This is a genomic window from Marinobacter bryozoorum (genome assembly GCF_023156245.1).
GTDB classification, from domain to species: Bacteria; Pseudomonadota; Gammaproteobacteria; order Pseudomonadales; family Oleiphilaceae; genus Marinobacter; species Marinobacter bryozoorum.
Window position 1 is genome coordinate 14,327 of the sequence record NZ_JAKZAH010000040.1, and the last position, 19,267, is coordinate 33,593.

Genomic DNA, 19,267 nt, shown 5'->3' on the forward strand with positions numbered 1-19,267 from the left:
TGATATGTCACTAAAGTCGGATTCCCTGATGACCATTTTTTCGTATGCTGATATGACCAAAATATAACCAGAACAACGATGGCGACGTCAGAATGGGCATTTCGAAGCGGTTTGCAGGGCTGGCCGGGCTGGTAATACTGCTGGCTACAGGTAGCGTTGCAGGCATCACAGTTCAGTTTACTGAGGGCTCACCCTCGTCAGTTTTCCTCGTAACCCTCTTTGCGGCCCTGGTCATGGGAAGCTGTTGGTGGCGCTGGCTGATTGTTCCCTACCTCGACGCAGTCAATCAGCTCTCTCAGGGCAAGCTTTCCGCGAATCATCCCTTCCATGCCCGATTCCAGCCTATGCTGGAGGATGCCGCCGCCGGGCAGGCGCTGGCCGAGGCCCTCTCCGGATCCGCAGACCAGAATGCGGTGTCGGCGGCCGAGGTATCCTGGGCGGCGGACCAGCTGAAGCAACGACTGGACCGCCAGGTCATCGAAATCCGGCAGATGGCGGATTACGCCAGCCAGGTAACCGAAACCGTTCGCGAAAGCGCCCGCAAGGCTGCTGAGGCATCGGAAGTAGCCCAGGGGGCAAGCCGGCTCAGTGGTGACGGCCGTGCCGCATTGGGGACCGCCCTCGCCGATATCCGGGAGGTATACCAGCAGTCCGAGCAGAACCTGGGCCTGATCCGCGACCTGGATGGCAAGTCGGACCGGATCCAGGGTGTGACCTCGGTTATCGAGGCCATCGCCGAACAGACCAATCTGCTGGCATTGAACGCCGCCATCGAGGCGGCCCGGGCCGGGGAGCAGGGGCGCGGATTCGCCGTGGTGGCTGACGAAGTACGCCACCTGGCGGCGCGCACCACCGAAGCCACCACCGAGGTAGCCGGCGTGCTGGCGGATATCCGGGAGTCCACGGCGCGAATCCTTTCGGGCGTCGAGCAGCTGGCCTACACCGTTGACCGGGGGCTCGAATCTGTCCAGTCGGTGTCCGGCAACCTCGAACAGATCGGCCAGCAGGCGGACTTGCTGGAAAGCGAGGTGGACGGTATCGCCGAGGGAGACCGGGAGAACGAACGCAATCTTGAGCAGATCCTCCAGGGCGTCGAGACCCTGCGGGATGAAATGGCCGAGAGCGATCGCGGGGTGGGCGACCTGGCTACCCAGGCTACCCGGCTTATGGACCTGGCCGAGCAGGCCAATGCGTCCTTTGCGGCCAACAGCAGCGCCAGCTATCACCGTTTCTTCTACGAACAGGCCGCCAGCGCCGCTGATGCCATTGGCAAACGGTTTGAAGAGGCGTTGCAGCTGGGTGAGCTTACGCAGGAGCAGCTGTTCGACCGCAACCGGCAACCGGTTCTGAATACCAGCCCGGCCAAGTATCACAGTGGCTTCGATGCCTTCACCGACAAGGTGCTGCCGGCCATACAGGAACCGGTAGTGGCCTCTCACGACGCGCTGGTATTTGCCATTGCCACGGCGCCAGACGGTTATGTGCCCACCCACAACCGGGCCTTTGCCCACGAGCCCACCGGTGACCCGCAACAGGACCTGGTCCGCAGTCGCAGCAAACGATTGTTCAACGATCGCACCGGCGCCCGTTGCGGAAGTCACACTGATACCATGCTGCTGCAGACCTATCGCCGGGATACCGGTGAGATCATGCACGACCTGTCGGTGCCGGTGTTCGTGAACGGCCGCCACTGGGGCGGCTTCCGTCTGGGCTATCGGCCTTCCGGACATTGAAGTGATTGCGGTACACCCTATACTGGTCGTGCATTCCCAATGACAGGATCGGCCCTTGAACAATCAGGACAGTAACCAGGAGTACATCCCGGCCCGCCGTCGCCAGCAGCCGTACACGGAAGACCCCTTGTGGAAGGTTGTGGTAGTGGTCTACCTGCTCCAGGCCCTGGCCATACCCACCAGCGGCCTGATGGCGGTGGCGGGTGTGATCATCAATTACCTCAAGCAGGATGAGGCCCGTAACAGTCCACTGGAAGCCCACTTCCGCTGGCAGATCCGCACCTTCTGGATTGGCTTGCTTTGGGGGGTGATTGGTACCGTTACCACGTTCCTGATTATCGGCTGGTTTATCCTGGTGGGGCTGGCTATCTGGTACATCTACCGGGTGGTGCGGGGTGCCCTGGCGCTGAATGACGGCAGGGCACCCTGAACCCTATTGCTACCCTTCGGAATCCTCTGACACCTCTTTCAGCCGCAGGGCACTGATGGTGCCAGCCAGTCCCATCAGGCCAAGGGCCAGGATCACGGCCACGTCTGAAATCATGGATATCAGTGCGGTCAGACCGCCAGTGGCCAGCAGCAGCAGACCGATGACCGAGTTACTGACCGAGGTATAGTCCGTCCGTTTGTTCCCTCCCGCCATATCGACCAGGTAGGTTTTCCGGCCCAGTCGTACGCCGGCGTGGGCAATGCTGAGCACAAAGAACGCGACCGGGTAGAACCACATACCACCAAAGTCTTCGCCAGCCAACATGGCGGTCACCCCGACCAGCAGGCAGGTTCCGCTTGCGACGCTGGCACCGCGAATCATGACTTGCCGGCTGCTGGCGTCGGCCATCCAGCCCCACACACTGGCGCTGATGGAACTGGCCAGGCTGCTGGCCAGCAGGAATACCCCCAGCAACCATGCCGAGTCGGCCTGGTTCTGTGCCAGCAGGACGAAATAGGGGGAGGCCAGGGCGGAACACAGAAGCAAGGCCCGGGTGATTACAAAGTGCCGGAACGGAGGGTCCTCCCTCAGCAGCCCCAGGTTGCTGAAGGCGTCCTTGATAGCATTGCCACCGCCACTGGTCTCGCCTTCGTATTCGTCCACCGAGGCAAACAGCAGTCCGGCGACGACCCAGAGCCCTCCTGCCAGCAACAGCAACACGCTGTAGAACAGCATGGAGGGATCGCCACGATCCCAGAACAGCAGCGCGGTAAGGATTGCCGTAGCGGTTCCGCCCAGGGTAGTGGCCAGCCCGGACAGTCGGCCCCGGCGCCCCTTGGGAATGCACTTGCCCTGGACATCCTTCATGGAAACTGAGCAAAACCCCCGGGCCAGGGAGAACACCACCAGCGCGGCCACCACCGCGCCCCCGGCAGTGTAGCCTTCCAGGAACCAGACACTGGCAGCCATGGCCATCACGCTCATGGCCTGGCCGAAGGCGCCCAGGGTCCAGAACCACTTGCGAACGGGCTTGCGCCGCACCCAGGCGCCAATGAGCATCTGCGGCAGCATCGATCCGGACTCCCGGATAGGCACCAGCCAGGCCACCAGGGCAGGGGCGCCCACGGCATTGAGCAGCCACGCCAGTACCGTTTTGGGGCTGATCAGCAGGTCGCCCAGCTTGGTGAGCACATTGCTGGCCAGGATCAGGAAGAAGTTGCGGGGCACCTCCCGGCAGGCCTCAGCGGGGAGGTCACTGCAGGTGCGGGCGTCCTCCTCGTTGGCGATCAGTGAGTACAGTTGCTCGGCAGGGTGATTGGCATCCGGTTGTCGGCTCAAGGGCAACCTCTATTGTCGGGTGGGCATTAATGGGTAGCATAGGGTACCAGCCCCTGCCGGACTTTCGTATCTGTCGGTGGGCTTGCCTGGGCGGTGCAGCGTGGGGCCTAATGGCGAGCCGTATCGTTTGAATCCCGGAGCCCTTGCAATGCTCAGCTATCTCCATGAATTCCATGCCGGCAACTTTGCCGATGTTCACAAGCATGCGTCACTGACCCTGGCAATGACCATGATGCAGGCCAAGCCCTCGGCCATTGCCGGTTTTGATACCCACGCCGGAAGTGCTGAGCATGACCTGGCCGGTGACCGCGCGAGCAAGACTGGTGAAGCGGATAGCGGTATCCAGCGGGTCTGGCGGCTGCGTGACCGGTTGCAGGCGCGGGACTGGTCGCCAATGCTGGCAGAACTGGCACGCTTGAACCCGGATGAAGGCCCGCTGACCCGTTACCCCGGGTCACCAGCCTGGTTCAGTTGCCTGCAGAGGGCGCAGGATAGCCTGACCGCTTTCGAGCTGCATTCCGGCGAGTCTTCGCGATTACAGGAGTGGGCACGCAAGCGGCGGGTGACGGTGCAGGTGGGCGATGGCCTGGAGGGGCTGCTGGGAGCTTTGCCACCCAGGGCGCCCCGGCTCCTTGTACTGATCGATCCCTCCTATGAAATCAAGGATGACTATCGGCTTGTATCCAGGACCCTGGAAAAAGCCTGGGCCCGTTGCCGCCACGGGGTGTTCCTGGTCTGGTACCCCATGCTCACGAGTGGCCTGCACCAGGTGTTGCCGGATCACCTCGGTGGGTCTGGTATTCGCAAGGTCTGGCACAGTGAACTGCTACTGAATGCGCCGCCGGAGCGCGGCATGACCGGATCCGGAATGCTGGTGGTTAATCCGCCGTGGGGGTTCAGTGAACGGCTGGATGCAATGATTGGGGAAGTCTCAGGACGTGACGGACTGTATGTGAAACACAGGCAAGGCTGGCTGGTTCCCGAGTAAATCCGGCGGAGTACCGGGCATCTGTCACGGCTTACTGGTCCGTGGCCAGTGCCTGAATCCGTTCGAGAATACGCTGCCCACGTGCACCACTTTGGTTGCGGTAGGCATCAACGGCCGGTTTGCTGGCCTCCTGGAAAGCTGACCGCTGCTCGTCAGAAAGGGTATGAATGCCGACCCTGCCGGATTGACGCAGCTGCTCGACGCTGCGCTGGTTGTACTCCCGCTGAACCTCGTCAATAAACCCGGGTAGCCCGTTGCTGGCCTCGTCGATCCACTGGCGATGAGTGCTGTCCAGGTTCTGGTACCAGTCCCGGCTACTGATCACGCTGGTGACGAAGCGCGTTGCCCGGGGCAGGGTAATATCTGACTGAACCTCCTGGAACTTCATCTCGGTCACGGCAAACGCCGGGTTGCTCTGACCGTCTACCTGGCCCAGCTGCAGGGCTTCATGGACCTCTCCATAGGGCATGGTTATGGGTTCTGCGCCCCAGGCTTCAAACACCGTTCCGTGCATGGGCGCCGTCATGGTTCTCATGCGCAGGCCGGAGAAGTCTCCTGGTTGCAGCAGGGGGCGGTTGGCCGTCCACGTCATCCAGCCTTCCGGCACCAGTGACAGCAATTGCAGGCCGGCATCTGCCCAGGCCGCTTGCAGCAGCTCACCCAGCTCCTGGTCTGCGAGGATTGTGCGGGTTGCCTGGTCATCGTCCGGGAACACGAAGGGCAACAGGAAAATGCCGGCCTCCGGAACCTTGTCCGCCACGTGTCCCGACGAGGCGAACGCCAGGTGCACCCGCCCGTCAGTGACTAACTGCGTCAGGTGTGGTGACGTGCCGATGGAGCCGTAGGGGTAGATTTCAACCTGAACCTGCCCGTCAGAGATGTCCTCCATGCGGCGCCGGAACTCCTGCGCCCAGGCGTCCTGCACGCTGCCTCCGACTTCTTCCAGCGCAAAGCGCCAGGTTTCCGGTTCCGGATCTGCCGGGAACAAACCTGTCAGTCCGTCGTCGTTATCACTGCAGGCCACCAAGAAAAGCGTGCTGGCCATCATCAGAATCAGTGACGGGGCGGATACGGCTGTCATCGGGAAACTGTCTCCTCAGGGAATACTCGGTTCGTGATGTACAGGTTATCCCAGGAGGCTGCAGGGGGGGAAATTGTGCGGGTCGGAAGTGATAACCTCTTGCGTCCACCAACAAAAAGCCCCGCGCACAGGCGGGGCAGGGGCTTCTGCGGGTGAGCTTCCCTGTTACATCAGTGCATCGACACGGTTACGAACGCTTGGTTCACTGTTATAGGCCGTAGCGATGGCGTTGTAGGTCGGGATGTCGAGGCCGGCATCCTCGATCACGGAAACCATCTCGTCGTTGGCTTCCATCTGTAACTCCTGGGCTTTTTCCTGGGAGTTTGCTTCTTCGATCTTCGCCATGTACTCGTCACGGATACCGTTAATACCGTCCTGGGCTTCCACGAACTTGCGCAGTTCCGCGTCGTTGAAGTTGGTTTCAGCTTCACCGGAAGCGGCAGGGTTGCTGTAGCTGCTCTGGTCGGTCTCTGCGGGCTGGCTCTGCGATTGGGCAAAGGCCGCAGGTGCGCCGACCAGCAGTGCGATGGATACCGTTGCAGAGGTAAGAAGCTTGTTCACTTTCATGGTCTATCTCCTTGCTCAATGATGGGGACGGGCCCCTATAGAAACCAGTTTGTGTATGGTCACCGGAACACTATCAAAGGGCATGCCAATCCGGGGGAGGATATGAAAATAGCTATATATCAGCGTCTTGCGATTTAAGTCGCGTGACGGTGCGTTAATCTGAATTGAGGCATATTGCCACATGTGACACTCTATTGTGACATTTGTGCATGACGGAGTTCGCACATGGGGCGATTGTCCGGGCGGGCCGGTGAGGTATTTCATTCGGTACGTCTGACCTTGTTTCTGAGTATTGTGGTGCCCCTGATGCTGGTGGTGGGGGCTGGCATCTTCTTTGCTGTGAGTGCGATTGAAGACAACCTGGACCAGCGCCTGCGGGAAGACCTGGAGCTGGTTGCAAGGGCGGCCAGCGGGCCTCTGGCCCGGGCCATGGAAGACGGCAACGAAATCGTACTGGACGAAACGCTCCAGTCTATTTTCCGTATCGGGCGGGTTTACGGAGCTTCGGTCTTCGATGCTGACGGCTTACAGGTTGCCAGCCTCGGTGTGGCGGACTCCAGTATCCGCACGAGTCGCAGCGCCAATGAGGTGATCCGCAGTGGAGAGCGTGGGGGCACCTTCCGGCGGGTGGATGGCGTGTCGGTGTTTTCCCAGTTCACCCCGTTGATCGCGGAGGGTGGCCGCATCATTGGCCTGTTGCAGGTCACCCGCAAACGCAGCGACTTCCATCGCCTGGTCTCTTCCGCCCGGATCTGGGCCGTGGCCCTGTGGTGCGGGGTGCTGCTAGTGGTCAGCCTGGTGGTGGTATTGGGGCACTACGGCGCCGTCGGCCGTTATGTGAACCGGTTGCTTGAGGCCATGAAGGGCATGGGGCCAGGCCAGTGGCATATTCACCCGGAGGCCTCCGGCCCCAATGAAATCCGGCAATTGCATCACGGGCTCCGGGACCTTGGTGATCGCATGGCCCGGGCGGAGGAAGAAATTCGCCAGCGGGTCGAGCGGGAGCGGCAACTGGGTGAGCAACTGGAGTACCAGGAGAAGGTGGCCATGATCGGTCGTGTGGCGGGAGGCGTCGCCCACGAGCTGGGTGCGCCCCTGAACGTCATTCAGGGGCGTGCCTCCATCCTTGCCCGCCAGGACCTCGGTCCGGACAGCCAGCGTCACCTGGATGACATCAATCACCAGGTCCGGCGTATGACCCGGATTATCGAGCAGTTGCTGGACTGCTTTCGACACGTGCCGGATGCCCGCAGGGCGATAGACCTGGCCCCCATGCTGAAGGAAATCGTGGCCGGCATGGCGGAGGACCCCCGGGCCGGTGATGTACCGGTATCGCTGGCCCTGCCGGAAGGTGAGGTGCTGGTGAATGCGGAGCCGACCCGTCTGGAGCTGGCCTGCCTCAACGTTATCCGCAATGCCTGTGAGGCTGCTCGCAGCCAGGTAAAAGTGACGGTAGAGCAGGCCGACGGTTTCTGGGCGTTGCATGTGGATGACGACGGTCCGGGCATATCGGAAGCACTGCGGGACCGGATTTTCGAACCTTTCTATAGCACCCGCCCCGCCGGTGAAGGCACGGGGCTGGGCCTTGCCATGGTCAAAAGCGTGATCAAGGAGCATCAGGGGCAGCTTGCCGTGGGTGACAGTGAACTGGGTGGGTGTCGCATGACTTTGTCATGGCCCGCCGCCAGGACCAGAGGTGGTGAATGAGAACATCGGAGACCCTGTTACTGATCGAGGATGACGCCAGCCTTCGCACCCTGTTGCAGGAGGAACTGGCACTGGATGGCTACCGCATGCTGGCCGCAGCCAACTGCGCCGAGGGTGCCGCGATGGCGGTGTCGGAATCGCCGGACCTGGTGATCTCGGACCTGCGGCTGCCCGACGGCGATGGCCTTGATGTTTTGCGTAAGTTGCAGGCCGAGGGCCGGGTGGTGCCGTTTATCATCATCACCGCTTTCGGCACCGTGGATCAGGCCGTGGAAGCACTGCAGGCCGGGGCGGATGACTTCCTGACCAAGCCTCTGTCTACCGAGCACCTGCGGCTGAAGGTGCGTCGCCTGCTGGCCCATGCCGCACTGAGCCTTGAGCTGGCTCACTATCGTTCCGCGTCGGGAGAGCCGGCGAACCTGGGCCTGGTGGGTGAAAGCAGCGCGATGGACAGGCTGCGGCAGGAAATCCGGCAGGTGGCCCGCAGTGAGGCTGCCGTACTGATCAATGGTGAAAGCGGCACTGGCAAGGAGCTGGTTGCACGGGCAATTCACCGGGAAAGTGACCGCAGGGATGGCCCGTTTATTCCGGTCAACTGTGCCGGTATTCCCCCGGAACTGATGGAAAGCGAGTTCTTTGGCCATGAGGCCGGCGCCTTCACCGGGGCCCGCCAGGCACGCAAGGGCCTGTTTGCCGAAGCCAGCGGTGGCACCCTGCTGCTGGACGAGATCGGAGAGATGCCCCTGGCACTGCAGGCGAAGTTGCTGCGGGTACTCCAGGAGGGTAGGGTCAAGCCAGTGGGTGCCGAGCGCGAGGAGCCGGTCGACGTTCGCATCGTCGCTGCTACCCATGTGGACCTGATGGAGGCGGTGCACCAGGGAGATTTCAGGGAGGACCTGTACTACAGGCTGGAAACACTGATGTTAACGGTACCGCCGTTACGGGAACGGGGCGATGACGTGGAGTTGCTGGCGATGCATTTTCTCCGTCAGTCGGCGGATCGTCACAAGCGGGGCTTTCTGCGACTCGGGGAATCAACCCTGAACACGCTGACCGACTATCCCTTCCCGGGGAATGTCAGGGAACTGGCCAGCGCCATGGAGCGGGCGGTGACCTTCTGTGACGGTGACGTGGTACAGCCCGAACACCTGCCTGCCCGTATTCGCAAGCGCCAGGCCAGCCTTCCCGGTCGCACAGTGGACGATCTCGGCAAGGAACCCACCGCGTCCTGGCCGACCCTGGAAACCCTGCAGAAGCGTTATGTGAGCCAGGTTATGGAACGGGTACAGGGTAACAAGCGCCGGGCGGCGCAGATTCTCGGTATCAATCGTCGTACGCTCTACCGCTGGCTAGAGCAGGGTGATAACGAATGAAAGACCAGCGCCTGGCCATGATGTCCGGACTGGGGGCGGTACTGTTGTGGTCCACCGTGGCCACCGCCTTCAAGCTGACCCTGGGTTATTACACGCCGCTGCAGATGCTCTTGATCGCCTGTCTCGCCTCCGTCGCCGTGCTGGCATTGTTGCTTGCGGTGCGGGGGCAGCTGGGGGCGGCTTTCCGGTTGCCTCGCGGGCAGTACCTCCAGTCCGTGGGGCTTGGGCTGATCAACCCTTGCCTGTATTACCTGCTGTTGTTCGGGGCGTTCGATCGACTGCCGGCCCAGGAGGCTCAGCCCATCAACTACACCTGGGCCTTGGTGCTTGCCTACTTGTCGGTTCCGTTTCTCGGCCACCGGCTCAGACTCAGCGATATCCTCGCGGGACTGGTTTGTTACGGGGGCGTTGTGATCATTGCGACCCGGGGGAACTTCGCCGAACTGACATTTTCCGACCCCCTGGGTGTCGCACTGGCTATCGGTAGCACGCTGGTGTGGGCCGGGTACTGGATCCTGGCCACCCGGGACCGGCGTGATCCGGTTACCGGCCTGTTCCTCAACTTCCTGTTCGGGTTGCCGTTCATTGCCGCGCTGACCTGGTGGCAGGACGGGTGGCCGTCCATTGCCAGTGGCGGGTTTGCAGGCAGTCTTTACGTGGGTGTCTTCGAGATGGGGGTCGCCTTCGTGCTCTGGTCCCGGGCCATGAAGCTGGCCTCCAATACCGCCCGGGTCAGCAATCTCATTTTTATTTCTCCGTTCCTGTCGTTGGTGTTTATCTACTTCATTCTTGGCGAGGTGATCCTGGTGTCCACCTGGGTCGGGCTTGTCCTGATTGTGGCTGGCCTGTGGCTGCAGCAGCTGGGGGCGAGCAGATCGACCCGGGGGAAGGTCCATGGCTGACTGGTATCTCTACATTATCCGCACCGCCGGCGACACGCTCTATACCGGCGTGACCACAGACGTAGGCCGGCGCTTTACGGAGCATTGCAGCAGTGGGCCTCGCTGCGCCAGAAGCCTCCGGGGTAAGGGGCCATTGCAGCTGGTGTTCAGCCAGCCGGTGGGAGACCGCTCCCGGGCGCTCAGGCTTGAATGGCACGTCAAGCGGTGGCCCCGGCGGCACAAGGACGAACTGATTGCCGGGGCGCGGGTGCTCGAACTGTAAGGCGCGCAGGCTAACACGTAAAAACCCCGTAAATTCCGTAACAACGGCGGTGCTCCCGGAGGAGTATGTTATTCTGCTGGTATTGAGAGGCGACCCTGGTGGTCGCGCCAGCTATCTGAAAACAGGCGCATAGACCTACGTGTACTGGAAAAGCGACAAGATTGGCCTTCCGGAATGGGAAAGTGATGTAGTCCGGGATGCATTGCCGGACTTCGCGCCCGATGAACACCATGACCTCAGTAGTGATATGAAGGCTTACTGTCGCTTCTACGGGCTGGACCTCTGGGTGGAGTACCCCGAGGTGCATTATTTTCCGGGCCTTGTGCAGGCCGGAGGTCATGATGTGGCGGTGCATTTCTACCGCCAGCCGGAAGGTAGGGGCACCAAGGGTACGGTGTTTATCCTGCATGGTTATTTCGATCATGTCGGATTGTACAGCCAGCTGATCGAGCGATGTCTGGGGGCCGGCTATGATATACTTGCCTGGGACCAGCCAGGTCATGGGCTATCCAGTGGAACACCAGCGGCCATTGGCAGTTTTATGGAGTACCAGGCAGTGCTTAGCGACCTGCTCGCAAGGGTTCGCCCCAGTGCCGCACAACCCTGGTATGCGGTAGGACAGAGTACGGGTGGTGGCATACTGATCGACTACCTGTTGTCGAACCACCATAGCCGCGACACATCGGCGTTCACGACAGTCGTTCTGCTGGCGCCGCTGATACGACCGTTTGGATGGCTGGGTGCCCGGGCCCTGCATACGGTGGCCAGGCCGTTTCTGAGCCGTTGGAAGCGGGCGTTCTCGGAAAACAGCGCCAACAGGCAGTTCCTGAAGTTCCTGCGGGAACATGATCCCCTGCAGGCCAGGGCTGTCCATGTGGACTGGGTCAGTGCGCTAAGGCAATGGGTGCCGCATATTGAATCGTCACGGCCGGTGGATTTTCCGGTCACCGTGATTCAGGGAGAAAAGGACCGTACTGTCGACTGGCAGCATAATTTGCGGATTATCAGAAACAAATTCGCGTCGGTGGAGGAGCTGAAACTTCGCGAAGGGCGACATCACCTGGTAAACGAAGCTCAGGATTTGCAGGCCACCGTGTTCAACGGCATCATCGATGCCTTTGATCAGGCCCACAGGGCGCAGCATGGTGGTCGGGCAACGAAGAACGGTTAACAAAAGAGGAGAACTAACCGTGAAGAAGACTCTGATCGCATTTTCAGTGGCTGCATTTGGTTTGTCCGGCTGTATGACCTATGACCCTTACACAGGGGAGGAGAAAACCTCCAACGCAACCAAGGGTAGCGTTATTGGTGCCATTGGCGGTGCCGCTGTGGGTGCAGCGACCTCCAGTAGCAGCGACCGTGGCAAGGGAGCCCTGATCGGCGCAGCTGGTGGTGCAGCCGTCGGTGGTGGTATCGGTTACTACATGGATCGGCAGGAAGCCCAGCTTCGACAGCGGCTGGAAGGTTCGGGCGTAAGGGTGGTGCGTAACGGCGACCAGATTGAACTGGTGATGCCGGGCAACATCACGTTCAACACCGACCAGTCCACCATTCGTCCCTCCTTCACCGGTGTCCTGGAATCCGTGGCCCTTGTGCTGAAGGAGTTTGACGAGACGGTTATACAGGTCGACGGACACACAGACAGTACCGGTTCAGACAGCTATAACCAGCTGTTGAGTGAGCGCCGGGCTGGCTCGGTTCGAGACTTCCTGCTGAACCAGGGCATTGCTCCGGCCCGTACCCGCGCTACCGGCTATGGTGAGCGTTATCCTGCGGCCAGCAACGATACCGCCGCCGGGCGCGAGCAGAACCGTCGGGTAGAACTGACACTGGTTCCCGTTCAGCGCTAAGAGCCTGGGGCTGACCCGGTCGGTGCCCTGTCAGGGAATGACGTCCGGCTGGCGACTGGTGTGGCTGTGAGCGCCAGGAAGGCGCCTTGCCGCACTGGTTAACAAGGCGGGATAATGGCGGGGCCCTCGGTCAGAGATCACTCAGGGGGACGCCCACTTTTTGTTCCCGATTAAGCAGTGAGATAAGGAGAATCGCACGCTCCTCGCCGTCGTAGGCCTGGAAAATCGCATCCACACCGCGAAAAGGGCCGTTCCGGATTTCGATCTTCTGCCCTTCTTTCAGCCCCCCTCTCTCAGTGACAGCTTCTAAACCGGCACGAATGTCGGCGATAATGTCGTCGTCGACTACAGCAGATTTGCCGCCAAAACCAATTACCCTGAGCACGCCCCGCGTTGAACGCAGTTTTCCCCACAGTGGGTCGCCGGGCTCAAGGTTGATAAAAAGATAGCCGGGGAATAGTGGTTCCAGGCGTTGCGTACGCTTGCCCCTGACGACTCTTTCCACGGTGATCTTTGGGTAAAAGCAGCATGCCTCCTGCGCCTGCAGGTTTTCTACCGCGCGTTCTCCCTGTGCTGGCTTGTGCTGAATGGCGTACCAGGGCATGTTGCTCCTCTTGTATCAATCCAAAACCGTTTGCAGTAACGCGCTCACGACCTGTCGGCGAGCGGCAGCTTACTGACAGGACGTCGATAATCCAACACGCAGGTTTACTACTTTTAATAATGAAACAGAATGTTCTTTTTGTCATATCCGTGAAAGTCCGGGGTAATGTGTACGTTTGAGACCTGGTGTGTCACTTGCCCAACGCGCTGACCGTCTGCGGGATGTGATCCGGATCTTGCTGTAATTGAAGAAGTTTTACGGTTGTTGTGGACAATGCCTGAAAATGCTGTAAGCTATAGATCAGGTGTAGAAGTTCTGAATGTAATGAACGCTTTGGTACGCCATTGGTTGAGTTTAAAACCCCGATCTCTTCAACAGCCCCGGTCCAATGATCGGGGTTTTTTGTATCCGGAGCACGAAGCTTTTCCTCGCCAATGTTGATCCGTTCCCTTTTCAATCGCATCCGACAGCAACCCAGGCTGTATCGATCGTTGATGCTGGCTGTAGACCAGTTGCCTTGGATGCGTTCAGCCTTGCGAACCGTTGTAAACCGGACCTCTGTCCCAACCCCTGATCTGGGAATCACAGATCCCGTTACGCGGAGGATGCATCAGATCGACGCCCCGATGACAGGGGGCAAGCCTGGTGCGGAAGATCTGCGGTTTATCGCAGGCGGTTACCAGGGAGTGCTTGATCGTGCTTTCCCGCAAGCGGAGGGGGGCTCCCTGCTTCTGGTCGATGTGTCGAGCATTGTCCGGTTTGACCCGGGGACCGGAATACAGCGGGTAGTTCGTCGGGTGTTGCAGGAACTGATGACTTCCACAGAGCTGCCTTTCCGTGTGGAGCCGGTCTACGAGTATCAGGGCAGGTATTACTTTGCCCGTCGTTTCGGTCATCGGATACTCGGGCTGTCATTGCCGGACCAGGCCCGCCGCTGGCGTCCGGACGCCCTGGTTGAGCCGCAGGAAGGTGATGTTTTCCTGGGCCTGGACTGGGCCCAGCCGATGGTGAAGTCCGCAGAGCAAACGCTGACTGGCTGGCGTAGTGCCGGAGTTTCACTCCACTTCGTGGTGTATGACCTGCTCCCGCTTCAGTTGCCACAGTATTTTCCTCGCCGGTTTGGCAGGGAAATGGAGGAATGGTTGTCGCGAATCGCCGGTCTGGCAGATTCGCTTCAGTGTATTTCACAAAGTGTTGCCAGTGAGGTGTCAGCCAGCCTGGATGCTCTGGGTTTCTCGCAGGCTGGCCCCGTGGTTGACTCGTTTCCGTTGGGGGCGGACTTCCTGAATGCCGCCAGGGTGCCGGGCGAGCCGGTCCCGGGCCTGACCCTGGGTGAGGATGATCGGCTGGTGTGTCTGATGGTAGGTACGCTGGATCCCAGAAAGGGGTATGCCCAGGCGTTGGCGGCTTTCGAGGTGTTGTGGCAGGAAAGGGCGCCAGTGAGGCTGGTCATCGTCGGGCGACCGGGAGCCATGAACGCCCGCCTTGCCGCACGCCTGAGGCGGCACCCGCAATCCCGGGGCGACGCGCCGGCGCTGGCCTGGCTGGAATCTGCGCCGGACGGACAACTGGCATGGCTCTATCAGAAGGCAGACTTCCTGCTTGCTGCCAGTGAAGGGGAAGGATTCGGGCTACCCCTGGCAGAGGCGGTAGCGTATGGGGTTCCGGTTCTGGCCCGGGGGTTACCGGTATTCCGGGAAGTGCTGGGAAGCAATGCCGAGTACTTCGAGGGCGGGGATGCCGCATCGCTTGCGGATAGCATTGGCAGCTATATCGACCGGCTATCAGCGGGAGAGATCCCGGAACCCGAGGCTCCCGATATTCGTTCATGGCATGACTGTGCCCGGATCCTGGCTGGAAACCTCTCTGCATTCGTGGCCAAGCCCGCTGGGAAGGTTTGACGACTGAAGGCGTTAACGTATCGTCAGATACGGGTCAATGTTGGTGTGTGTTATGCTTTTATGACATGACCGCCAGTTACAGCAGGGTAGTTTGCCACTATGTTCCAGCTCCGGATGAGTTCAAGGCCCATCGTTTTTGTCCATAAATAAGGATATTCATGTTCGACAAATTCCTGGAACTCCCGCGATACATAAAACGGATCATTACGCTTCTGTCCGATGCATTTATGCTCGGAGTCGCCCTGTTTCTTGCCCTCTGGCTTAATGCAGACCCTGCAGCGGTGTTCCCTTCGCCAGCCCTCTCTGGTTCCCTGGCGGGCTTGACCATCGTTTGCTCTATTGGCGTGTTTATCAAGCTGGGTCTGTATCGTGCGGTTATTCGATATCTCAGCGACCGCGCGATACTGACCATCATGGCAGGCAGTGTATCGTCGGTATTGATCCTGTTGCTGTTCAGCCTGGTACTGGACGTCGTGCTGGTGAGTGGTGTTTTCATCCTGTATGGCGCCCTTGCGTTTCTCTTTGTCGGCGGAACCCGGCTTGGCGTTCGTATGCTGATCAACCACCCGGGGCATCGTGACAAGAAACCGGTCGGGATCGTTGGTGTGGGTGAAACAGCCAGGCAGCTTGCCTCTGCCCTGGCACAGGGTACGGAATACCGGCCAGCGGCCTTTTTCACTCTGGATCCGGTTGGCCACCTGTCACTGGTCTCGGGAATTCCTGTTTATAACATCAGCGTAGCCAACCGCGTAGTTCGCGAGCAGGCTCTGGGCCGCCTTCTGCTGGCAGTTGACAGTGACTCTCCGAGCGAGCGACAACGCATCCTGGCGAGGCTGGAGCCGCTGATGGTTCCGGTACAGGTTGTTCCCTCCGTCTCCGGTATGGTCAGCGGGCGAGTCAAGGTTGCGGATATTCGAGACCTCGATGTCCAGGACCTGTTGGGCCGGGAGCCCGTGCCGGTAGACCAGGCATTGCTTCATGAGGGTTTGAAGGGGCGGTCAGTGCTGGTGACAGGGGCTGGCGGTTCGATTGGCTCGGAGCTATGCCGGCAGATTATCGCCGAAGGCCCGTCCTCACTGATTCTGTTCGAGCAGTCCGAGTATGCGCTGTACCGGACAGAACGTGAACTGCAGGCGATTTGTGCCCGGGAAGACCTCTCGGTACGAATCCTGCCAGTATTGGGCAGTGTATTGCACCGTCGTCGCTGCCTGGATGTTATGCAGGCTCACCGGGTACAGGTGGTCTACCATGCCGCGGCCTACAAGCACGTGCCACTGGTTGAGAGCAACCCGATCGAAGGGGTTCAGAACAACGTGTTCGGCACCTGGTACGCTGCCGAAGCGGCAATTGAGGCCGGGGTAGAGCGCTTTGTACTGGTGTCCACCGACAAGGCGGTTCGTCCTGCCAATATCATGGGGGCGAGCAAGCGACTGGCCGAACTGGTGCTGCAAGGCCTGGCAACCCGTGAAGCCTGGCAAGGTGACGGGACGACACCTTCGACCATTTTTACAATGGTGCGCTTTGGCAACGTGTTGGGGTCATCGGGTTCAGTGGTTCCGCTTTTCCGACAGCAAATTCGCGAAGGCGGCCCTGTCACGGTTACCCACCCCCACATCTCCCGTTATTTCATGACTATACCGGAGGCAGCCCAGCTGGTATTACAGGCCGGGGCCATGGCTCGCGGAGGTGAAGTGTTCGTACTGGATATGGGCGAACCGGTCAAGATTGCCGACCTGGCCTGCAAGATGATTCACCTGATGGGGTGCACTGAACGAACCCCTGACTCACCCAATGGTGAAATCGAGATCGTGTTTACGGGCCTGCGGCCCGGCGAGAAGCTGTACGAGGAGCTCCTGATTGGTCACGATCCGCAGGGCACAGACCATCCCCGTATCATGATGGCCCGTGAAGCATCGGCCCCCTGGCCATACCTGGTCAAACTTCTTGACGATCTGAAAGACAGTAGTCAACGGTTCGATCGGGAGCGGTTGGTGAGCCTGCTGCTTCAGGCTCCGCTGGGTTACCATCCACAGGAGGCTGAACTGGTCTCTGACGGTATGTCCAGGGCTGGGAGTGCTGTTGCCCGACGTAGCCCTGATAATGTCCGGCCTCTCGGGGTAGCCCGGAAGGCACAGTGAGTTCAGGAGCCGTTTGCGTGGACTACCCCCTGGTTAGCGTCATTATGCCGGCCTTCAATGCGGCCAGGTCAATCAGAGAAGCGGTAGAGTCAGTTCGCAGGCAAACGTTGTCATCATGGGAGCTGGTCATCGTTGATGACGGTTCCTCTGATGATACCGCTGGAATCGTCAAATCTCTGGCAGCGGTGGATGCCCGGATCCGGTTGTTGACTATGGACCGGCCGAGCGGAGGGCCGGCCGCACCAAGAAACCTGGCGCTCAAAACGGTAAGCGGCAGGTTCGTGGCATTTCTCGATGCGGATGACATCTGGCTCCCGGAAAAGTTAGAGGTACAGGCCCGCATCATGTCGGAACAGGGTGCGACCATAAGTTGCACTGGTTACTATGCGTTTTCGGATGACAGGCGTCTGGGGACACTGGTGCCTCCCGGTTCAATAAGCTACCGTGACCTGCTCAGGGCGAACAGCGCCGGCTGCCTCACCGTTATGCTGGACCGTGGTTCTATCGGCGACATCGCGTTTCCCGATTGTGGCCACGAAGATTACGCGCTCTGGCTGGAGCTGGTTCGTGCCGGACACCAGATAGTGGGCATTCCAGACATCCTGGCGGGTTACCGGGTGTCGGCCATGTCTGTATCGGGCCGAAAGTGGAACAACCTGCGGTATTTCTGGCATATCTACAGATACCGGGAGCGATTCGGTCCGGTAGCCTCGGCTGCTTTCTGTGTGCGCTATGCGTTGGGAGCCCTCCGCAAATATGCTGTCTGAGCCTGAAAGCAACGAGACTTCACCCGGGAGTTCAGTCCCCAGTGGCAAGGTATTGGTAACGGGCGCTGGCGGTTTCGTTGGTCGTGGGCTTTGCCGCCAACTTGTTGCAGTCGGGGTCCCGGTCGTGGGCCTTGTAAGGACCAAAACCCGCTTGCTTCCTGCTGAGGCGGAGCAGCTTGTCTTTGACCTGGCCTCGGCTCCGGTTCCTGCGAGTTGCCTTGGCGATATCACGCATGTCATTCACCTGGCGGCAAGGGTCCATGATCAGCAGGGTAGCATCGTGGATACGAATCGTCGTATAACCAGAAATCTACTGGCGAACATCCACGGCAGCCGGGTCGAACGCTTTCTTTATGTAAGTTCCATCGGTGTTCTGGGGCCTGGCGGCGGCGCTATTAACAGGCCGCTTCGGGAGGATTCTGAAAATCCGGAACCGTTAACCCGTTATGGTATGAGCAAGCTGGAATGTGAAACCCTGGTTCGAAACAGCCTTGCCGGGAGTCCCGTGGCGTGGACTATCGTGCGGCCTCCCGTGATATACGGTTATGGTGCCGGGGGGAGTTTTGGGGCATTGTCCAGACTGGTTCGTTCCGGGCTGCCATTGCCTTTTTCCACGCTGGATAATGGTCGTACGATGGTCAGCCTGAATAACCTGGTCAGTCTTCTGGTTCGGTGTTTGTGGCATCCGGCTGCCCGGAATGAGCTATTCCATGTCTGTGACAACGAAACTCTCTCGATGGTTGAGCTGATCAGAACCCTTGAATACCAGTCCGGACGCCGGGCAAGCCGACTGCTGCCTTGCCCTCGATGGCTTCTTCGCTGGGCTGGTAGTCTTGTCGGTCGGCGGGCGATGGTGGAGCAGTTAATGCAACCGCTGTGGCTGTCAGCAGAGAAGGCCGGCTCGTTGCTTGGCTGGTCGCCGGTTGAGTCGGTTTACGAAGGCCTGGAGCGTGGCATGCTTGCAGAGGATAGGGGGCAGCACGTTGAGTGATCCGGATTTTAGTCCACCAGGTTGGCAGCGTTTCCTGGACCTTCTGGTTGCGGTGCCGCTGCTTCTCGCTGTCTTACCCGTCAGTATCGTGATCTATCTGATTGGCCTGTATGACACAGGGTCACCATTGTTCCGCCAGAAGCGGGTCGGGAGCGGTCAGCGAGAGTTTGTTATGTACAAATTTCGCACAATGTCCGTGTCAGCGCGCTCTGTTCCGACTCACCAGATGGATGTCTCCCAGATAACCGGCTTCGGGCATTTCCTGCGGCGTACAAAGCTTGATGAGTTGCCTCAGCTCTGGAACGTGGTCCGTGGGGAAATGAGCCTGGTCGGGCCGCGGCCATGTCTGATTTCTCAGTATGAACTGATCGAAGCGAGAAGCAGGCTGGGCCTTGGCAAGGCGAGGCCCGGTATTACCGGGCTGGCCCAGGTCAGGGGGATTACCATGGAAAATCCGGACTACCTTGCCAGGATCGATGCGCTGATGCTTGATCAGCTTACACCCGGGAAGTATTTCCGCCTGATCATCCAGACGGCTTTGCCAGTGAGGCGAGCGGGCTAGTGTCCCGTTTGGTTAATTTGCTGATCTACTGAGCCACTGAGAGCCTTGAGAGCTAGGCGCGGTGGCGAAGGTT

Annotated in this window: 19 protein-coding genes; 14 read left to right on the forward strand and 5 right to left on the reverse strand. The window is 59.9% G+C overall.

What is annotated here, in order from left to right:
* Nucleotides 1–92 precede the first annotated feature (92 nt).
* Nucleotides 93–1,733 (forward strand): methyl-accepting chemotaxis protein, encoded by a 1,641-nt coding sequence (locus MLC59_RS16595; RefSeq protein ID WP_248236523.1) that lies wholly within the window; start codon nucleotides 93–95, stop codon nucleotides 1,731–1,733.
* Between the two features lie 55 nt (nucleotides 1,734–1,788).
* A complete protein-coding gene (locus tag MLC59_RS16600) occupies nucleotides 1,789–2,163 on the forward strand; it encodes a DUF4870 family protein (protein ID WP_345799786.1) in 375 nt (124 codons plus the stop codon).
* Nucleotides 2,164–2,172: 9 nt separating this feature from the next.
* Here MLC59_RS16600 and MLC59_RS16605 read toward each other — a convergent pair whose 3' ends face one another.
* Entirely contained in the window at nucleotides 2,173–3,501 is a 1,329-nt protein-coding gene (locus MLC59_RS16605) for an MFS transporter (RefSeq protein WP_248236524.1), read from the reverse strand.
* Nucleotides 3,502–3,649: 148 nt separating this feature from the next.
* On the opposite strand from MLC59_RS16605, the gene MLC59_RS16610 reads away from it, so the two are divergent.
* Nucleotides 3,650–4,489, forward strand: coding sequence for a 23S rRNA (adenine(2030)-N(6))-methyltransferase RlmJ (locus MLC59_RS16610; protein ID WP_248236525.1), 840 nt, complete (start codon nucleotides 3,650–3,652; stop codon nucleotides 4,487–4,489).
* Between the two features lie 31 nt (nucleotides 4,490–4,520).
* Here MLC59_RS16610 and dctP read toward each other — a convergent pair whose 3' ends face one another.
* Together dctP and MLC59_RS16620 are read right to left on the reverse strand one after the other, a co-directional pair.
* Nucleotides 4,521–5,570, reverse strand: coding sequence for a TRAP transporter substrate-binding protein DctP (gene dctP / locus MLC59_RS16615; RefSeq protein ID WP_248236526.1), 1,050 nt, complete (start codon nucleotides 5,568–5,570; stop codon nucleotides 4,521–4,523).
* A 165-nt stretch (nucleotides 5,571–5,735) separates the two neighbouring features.
* A complete protein-coding gene (locus tag MLC59_RS16620; protein ID WP_248236527.1) occupies nucleotides 5,736–6,137 on the reverse strand; it encodes a DUF4168 domain-containing protein in 402 nt (133 codons plus the stop codon).
* 225 nt (nucleotides 6,138–6,362) lie between these two features.
* Here MLC59_RS16620 and MLC59_RS16625 point away from each other — a divergent pair, with 225 nt between their 5' ends.
* From MLC59_RS16625 to MLC59_RS16650, 6 genes are all read left to right on the forward strand, one after another.
* Nucleotides 6,363–7,844, forward strand: coding sequence for a sensor histidine kinase (locus tag MLC59_RS16625; RefSeq protein ID WP_248236528.1), 1,482 nt, complete (start codon nucleotides 6,363–6,365; stop codon nucleotides 7,842–7,844).
* Nucleotides 7,841–9,217, forward strand: a complete 1,377-nt coding sequence (locus MLC59_RS16630) for a sigma-54-dependent transcriptional regulator (RefSeq protein ID WP_248236529.1) — start codon at nucleotides 7,841–7,843, stop codon at nucleotides 9,215–9,217. The genes MLC59_RS16625 and MLC59_RS16630 overlap by 4 nt, the downstream gene beginning before the upstream one ends.
* Nucleotides 9,214–10,119, forward strand: coding sequence for a DMT family transporter (locus MLC59_RS16635; protein WP_248236530.1), 906 nt, complete (start codon nucleotides 9,214–9,216; stop codon nucleotides 10,117–10,119). The genes MLC59_RS16630 and MLC59_RS16635 overlap by 4 nt, the downstream gene beginning before the upstream one ends.
* Nucleotides 10,112–10,381 carry a GIY-YIG nuclease family protein gene (locus MLC59_RS16640; RefSeq protein WP_248236531.1) on the forward strand — a complete coding sequence of 90 codons (270 nt, stop codon included), beginning with the start codon at nucleotides 10,112–10,114 and terminating at the stop codon, nucleotides 10,379–10,381. The genes MLC59_RS16635 and MLC59_RS16640 overlap by 8 nt, the downstream gene beginning before the upstream one ends.
* Before the next feature lie 139 nt (nucleotides 10,382–10,520).
* A complete protein-coding gene (locus MLC59_RS16645) occupies nucleotides 10,521–11,552 on the forward strand; it encodes an alpha/beta hydrolase (protein WP_248236532.1) in 1,032 nt (343 codons plus the stop codon).
* 19 nt (nucleotides 11,553–11,571) lie between these two features.
* Nucleotides 11,572–12,231: a YiaD family glycine zipper/OmpA-like lipoprotein gene (locus MLC59_RS16650; protein WP_248236533.1), complete on the forward strand. Its 660-nt coding sequence runs from the start codon at nucleotides 11,572–11,574 to the stop codon at nucleotides 12,229–12,231.
* A 130-nt stretch (nucleotides 12,232–12,361) separates the two neighbouring features.
* On the opposite strand, the gene rfaH is transcribed toward MLC59_RS16650, so the two are convergent.
* A complete protein-coding gene (gene rfaH / locus MLC59_RS16655; RefSeq protein WP_248236534.1) occupies nucleotides 12,362–12,835 on the reverse strand; it encodes a transcription/translation regulatory transformer protein RfaH in 474 nt (157 codons plus the stop codon).
* A gap of 190 nt (nucleotides 12,836–13,025) precedes the next feature.
* Nucleotides 13,026–13,292: a hypothetical protein gene (locus tag MLC59_RS16660; RefSeq protein ID WP_248236535.1), complete on the reverse strand. Its 267-nt coding sequence runs from the start codon at nucleotides 13,290–13,292 to the stop codon at nucleotides 13,026–13,028.
* Between the two features lie 148 nt (nucleotides 13,293–13,440).
* On the opposite strand from MLC59_RS16660, the gene MLC59_RS16665 reads away from it, so the two are divergent.
* The 5 genes from MLC59_RS16665 to MLC59_RS16685 all read left to right on the forward strand — a co-directional run bounded on the left by MLC59_RS16665 (nucleotide 13,441) and on the right by MLC59_RS16685 (nucleotide 19,194).
* Complete coding sequence (locus tag MLC59_RS16665; RefSeq protein WP_248236536.1) at nucleotides 13,441–14,736, forward strand: glycosyltransferase family 4 protein; 1,296 nt, start codon at nucleotides 13,441–13,443, stop codon at nucleotides 14,734–14,736.
* Nucleotides 14,737–14,894: 158 nt separating this feature from the next.
* Complete coding sequence (locus MLC59_RS16670) at nucleotides 14,895–16,874, forward strand: polysaccharide biosynthesis protein (RefSeq protein WP_248236537.1); 1,980 nt, start codon at nucleotides 14,895–14,897, stop codon at nucleotides 16,872–16,874.
* A gap of 17 nt (nucleotides 16,875–16,891) precedes the next feature.
* Nucleotides 16,892–17,641, forward strand: a complete 750-nt coding sequence (locus MLC59_RS16675) for a glycosyltransferase family 2 protein (protein WP_248236538.1) — start codon at nucleotides 16,892–16,894, stop codon at nucleotides 17,639–17,641.
* Entirely contained in the window at nucleotides 17,631–18,632 is a 1,002-nt protein-coding gene (locus MLC59_RS16680; protein WP_248236539.1) for an NAD-dependent epimerase/dehydratase family protein, read from the forward strand. Before MLC59_RS16675 ends, MLC59_RS16680 begins: the two co-directional genes overlap by 11 nt.
* Nucleotides 18,592–19,194: a sugar transferase gene (locus MLC59_RS16685; RefSeq protein ID WP_345799787.1), complete on the forward strand. Its 603-nt coding sequence runs from the start codon at nucleotides 18,592–18,594 to the stop codon at nucleotides 19,192–19,194. Before MLC59_RS16680 ends, MLC59_RS16685 begins: the two co-directional genes overlap by 41 nt.
* Nucleotides 19,195–19,267: the final 73 nt, after the last annotated feature.

Coding starts and splice junctions, on each gene's coding strand:
- MLC59_RS16595 (WP_248236523.1), top strand. CDS start 93: ATGGGCATTTCGAAGCGGTTTGCAGGGCTGGCCGGGCTGGTAATACTG.
- MLC59_RS16610 (WP_248236525.1), top strand. CDS start 3,650: ATGCTCAGCTATCTCCATGAATTCCATGCCGGCAACTTTGCCGATGTT.
- dctP (WP_248236526.1), bottom strand. CDS start 5,570: ATGACAGCCGTATCCGCCCCGTCACTGATTCTGATGATGGCCAGCACG.
- MLC59_RS16620 (WP_248236527.1), bottom strand. CDS start 6,137: ATGAAAGTGAACAAGCTTCTTACCTCTGCAACGGTATCCATCGCACTG.
- MLC59_RS16625 (WP_248236528.1), top strand. CDS start 6,363: ATGGGGCGATTGTCCGGGCGGGCCGGTGAGGTATTTCATTCGGTACGT.
- MLC59_RS16630 (WP_248236529.1), top strand. CDS start 7,841: ATGAGAACATCGGAGACCCTGTTACTGATCGAGGATGACGCCAGCCTT.
- MLC59_RS16635 (WP_248236530.1), top strand. CDS start 9,214: ATGAAAGACCAGCGCCTGGCCATGATGTCCGGACTGGGGGCGGTACTG.
- MLC59_RS16640 (WP_248236531.1), top strand. CDS start 10,112: ATGGCTGACTGGTATCTCTACATTATCCGCACCGCCGGCGACACGCTC.
- rfaH (WP_248236534.1), bottom strand. CDS start 12,835: ATGCCCTGGTACGCCATTCAGCACAAGCCAGCACAGGGAGAACGCGCG.
- MLC59_RS16665 (WP_248236536.1), top strand. CDS start 13,441: ATGCATCAGATCGACGCCCCGATGACAGGGGGCAAGCCTGGTGCGGAA.
- MLC59_RS16670 (WP_248236537.1), top strand. CDS start 14,895: ATGTTCGACAAATTCCTGGAACTCCCGCGATACATAAAACGGATCATT.
- MLC59_RS16680 (WP_248236539.1), top strand. CDS start 17,631: ATGCTGTCTGAGCCTGAAAGCAACGAGACTTCACCCGGGAGTTCAGTC.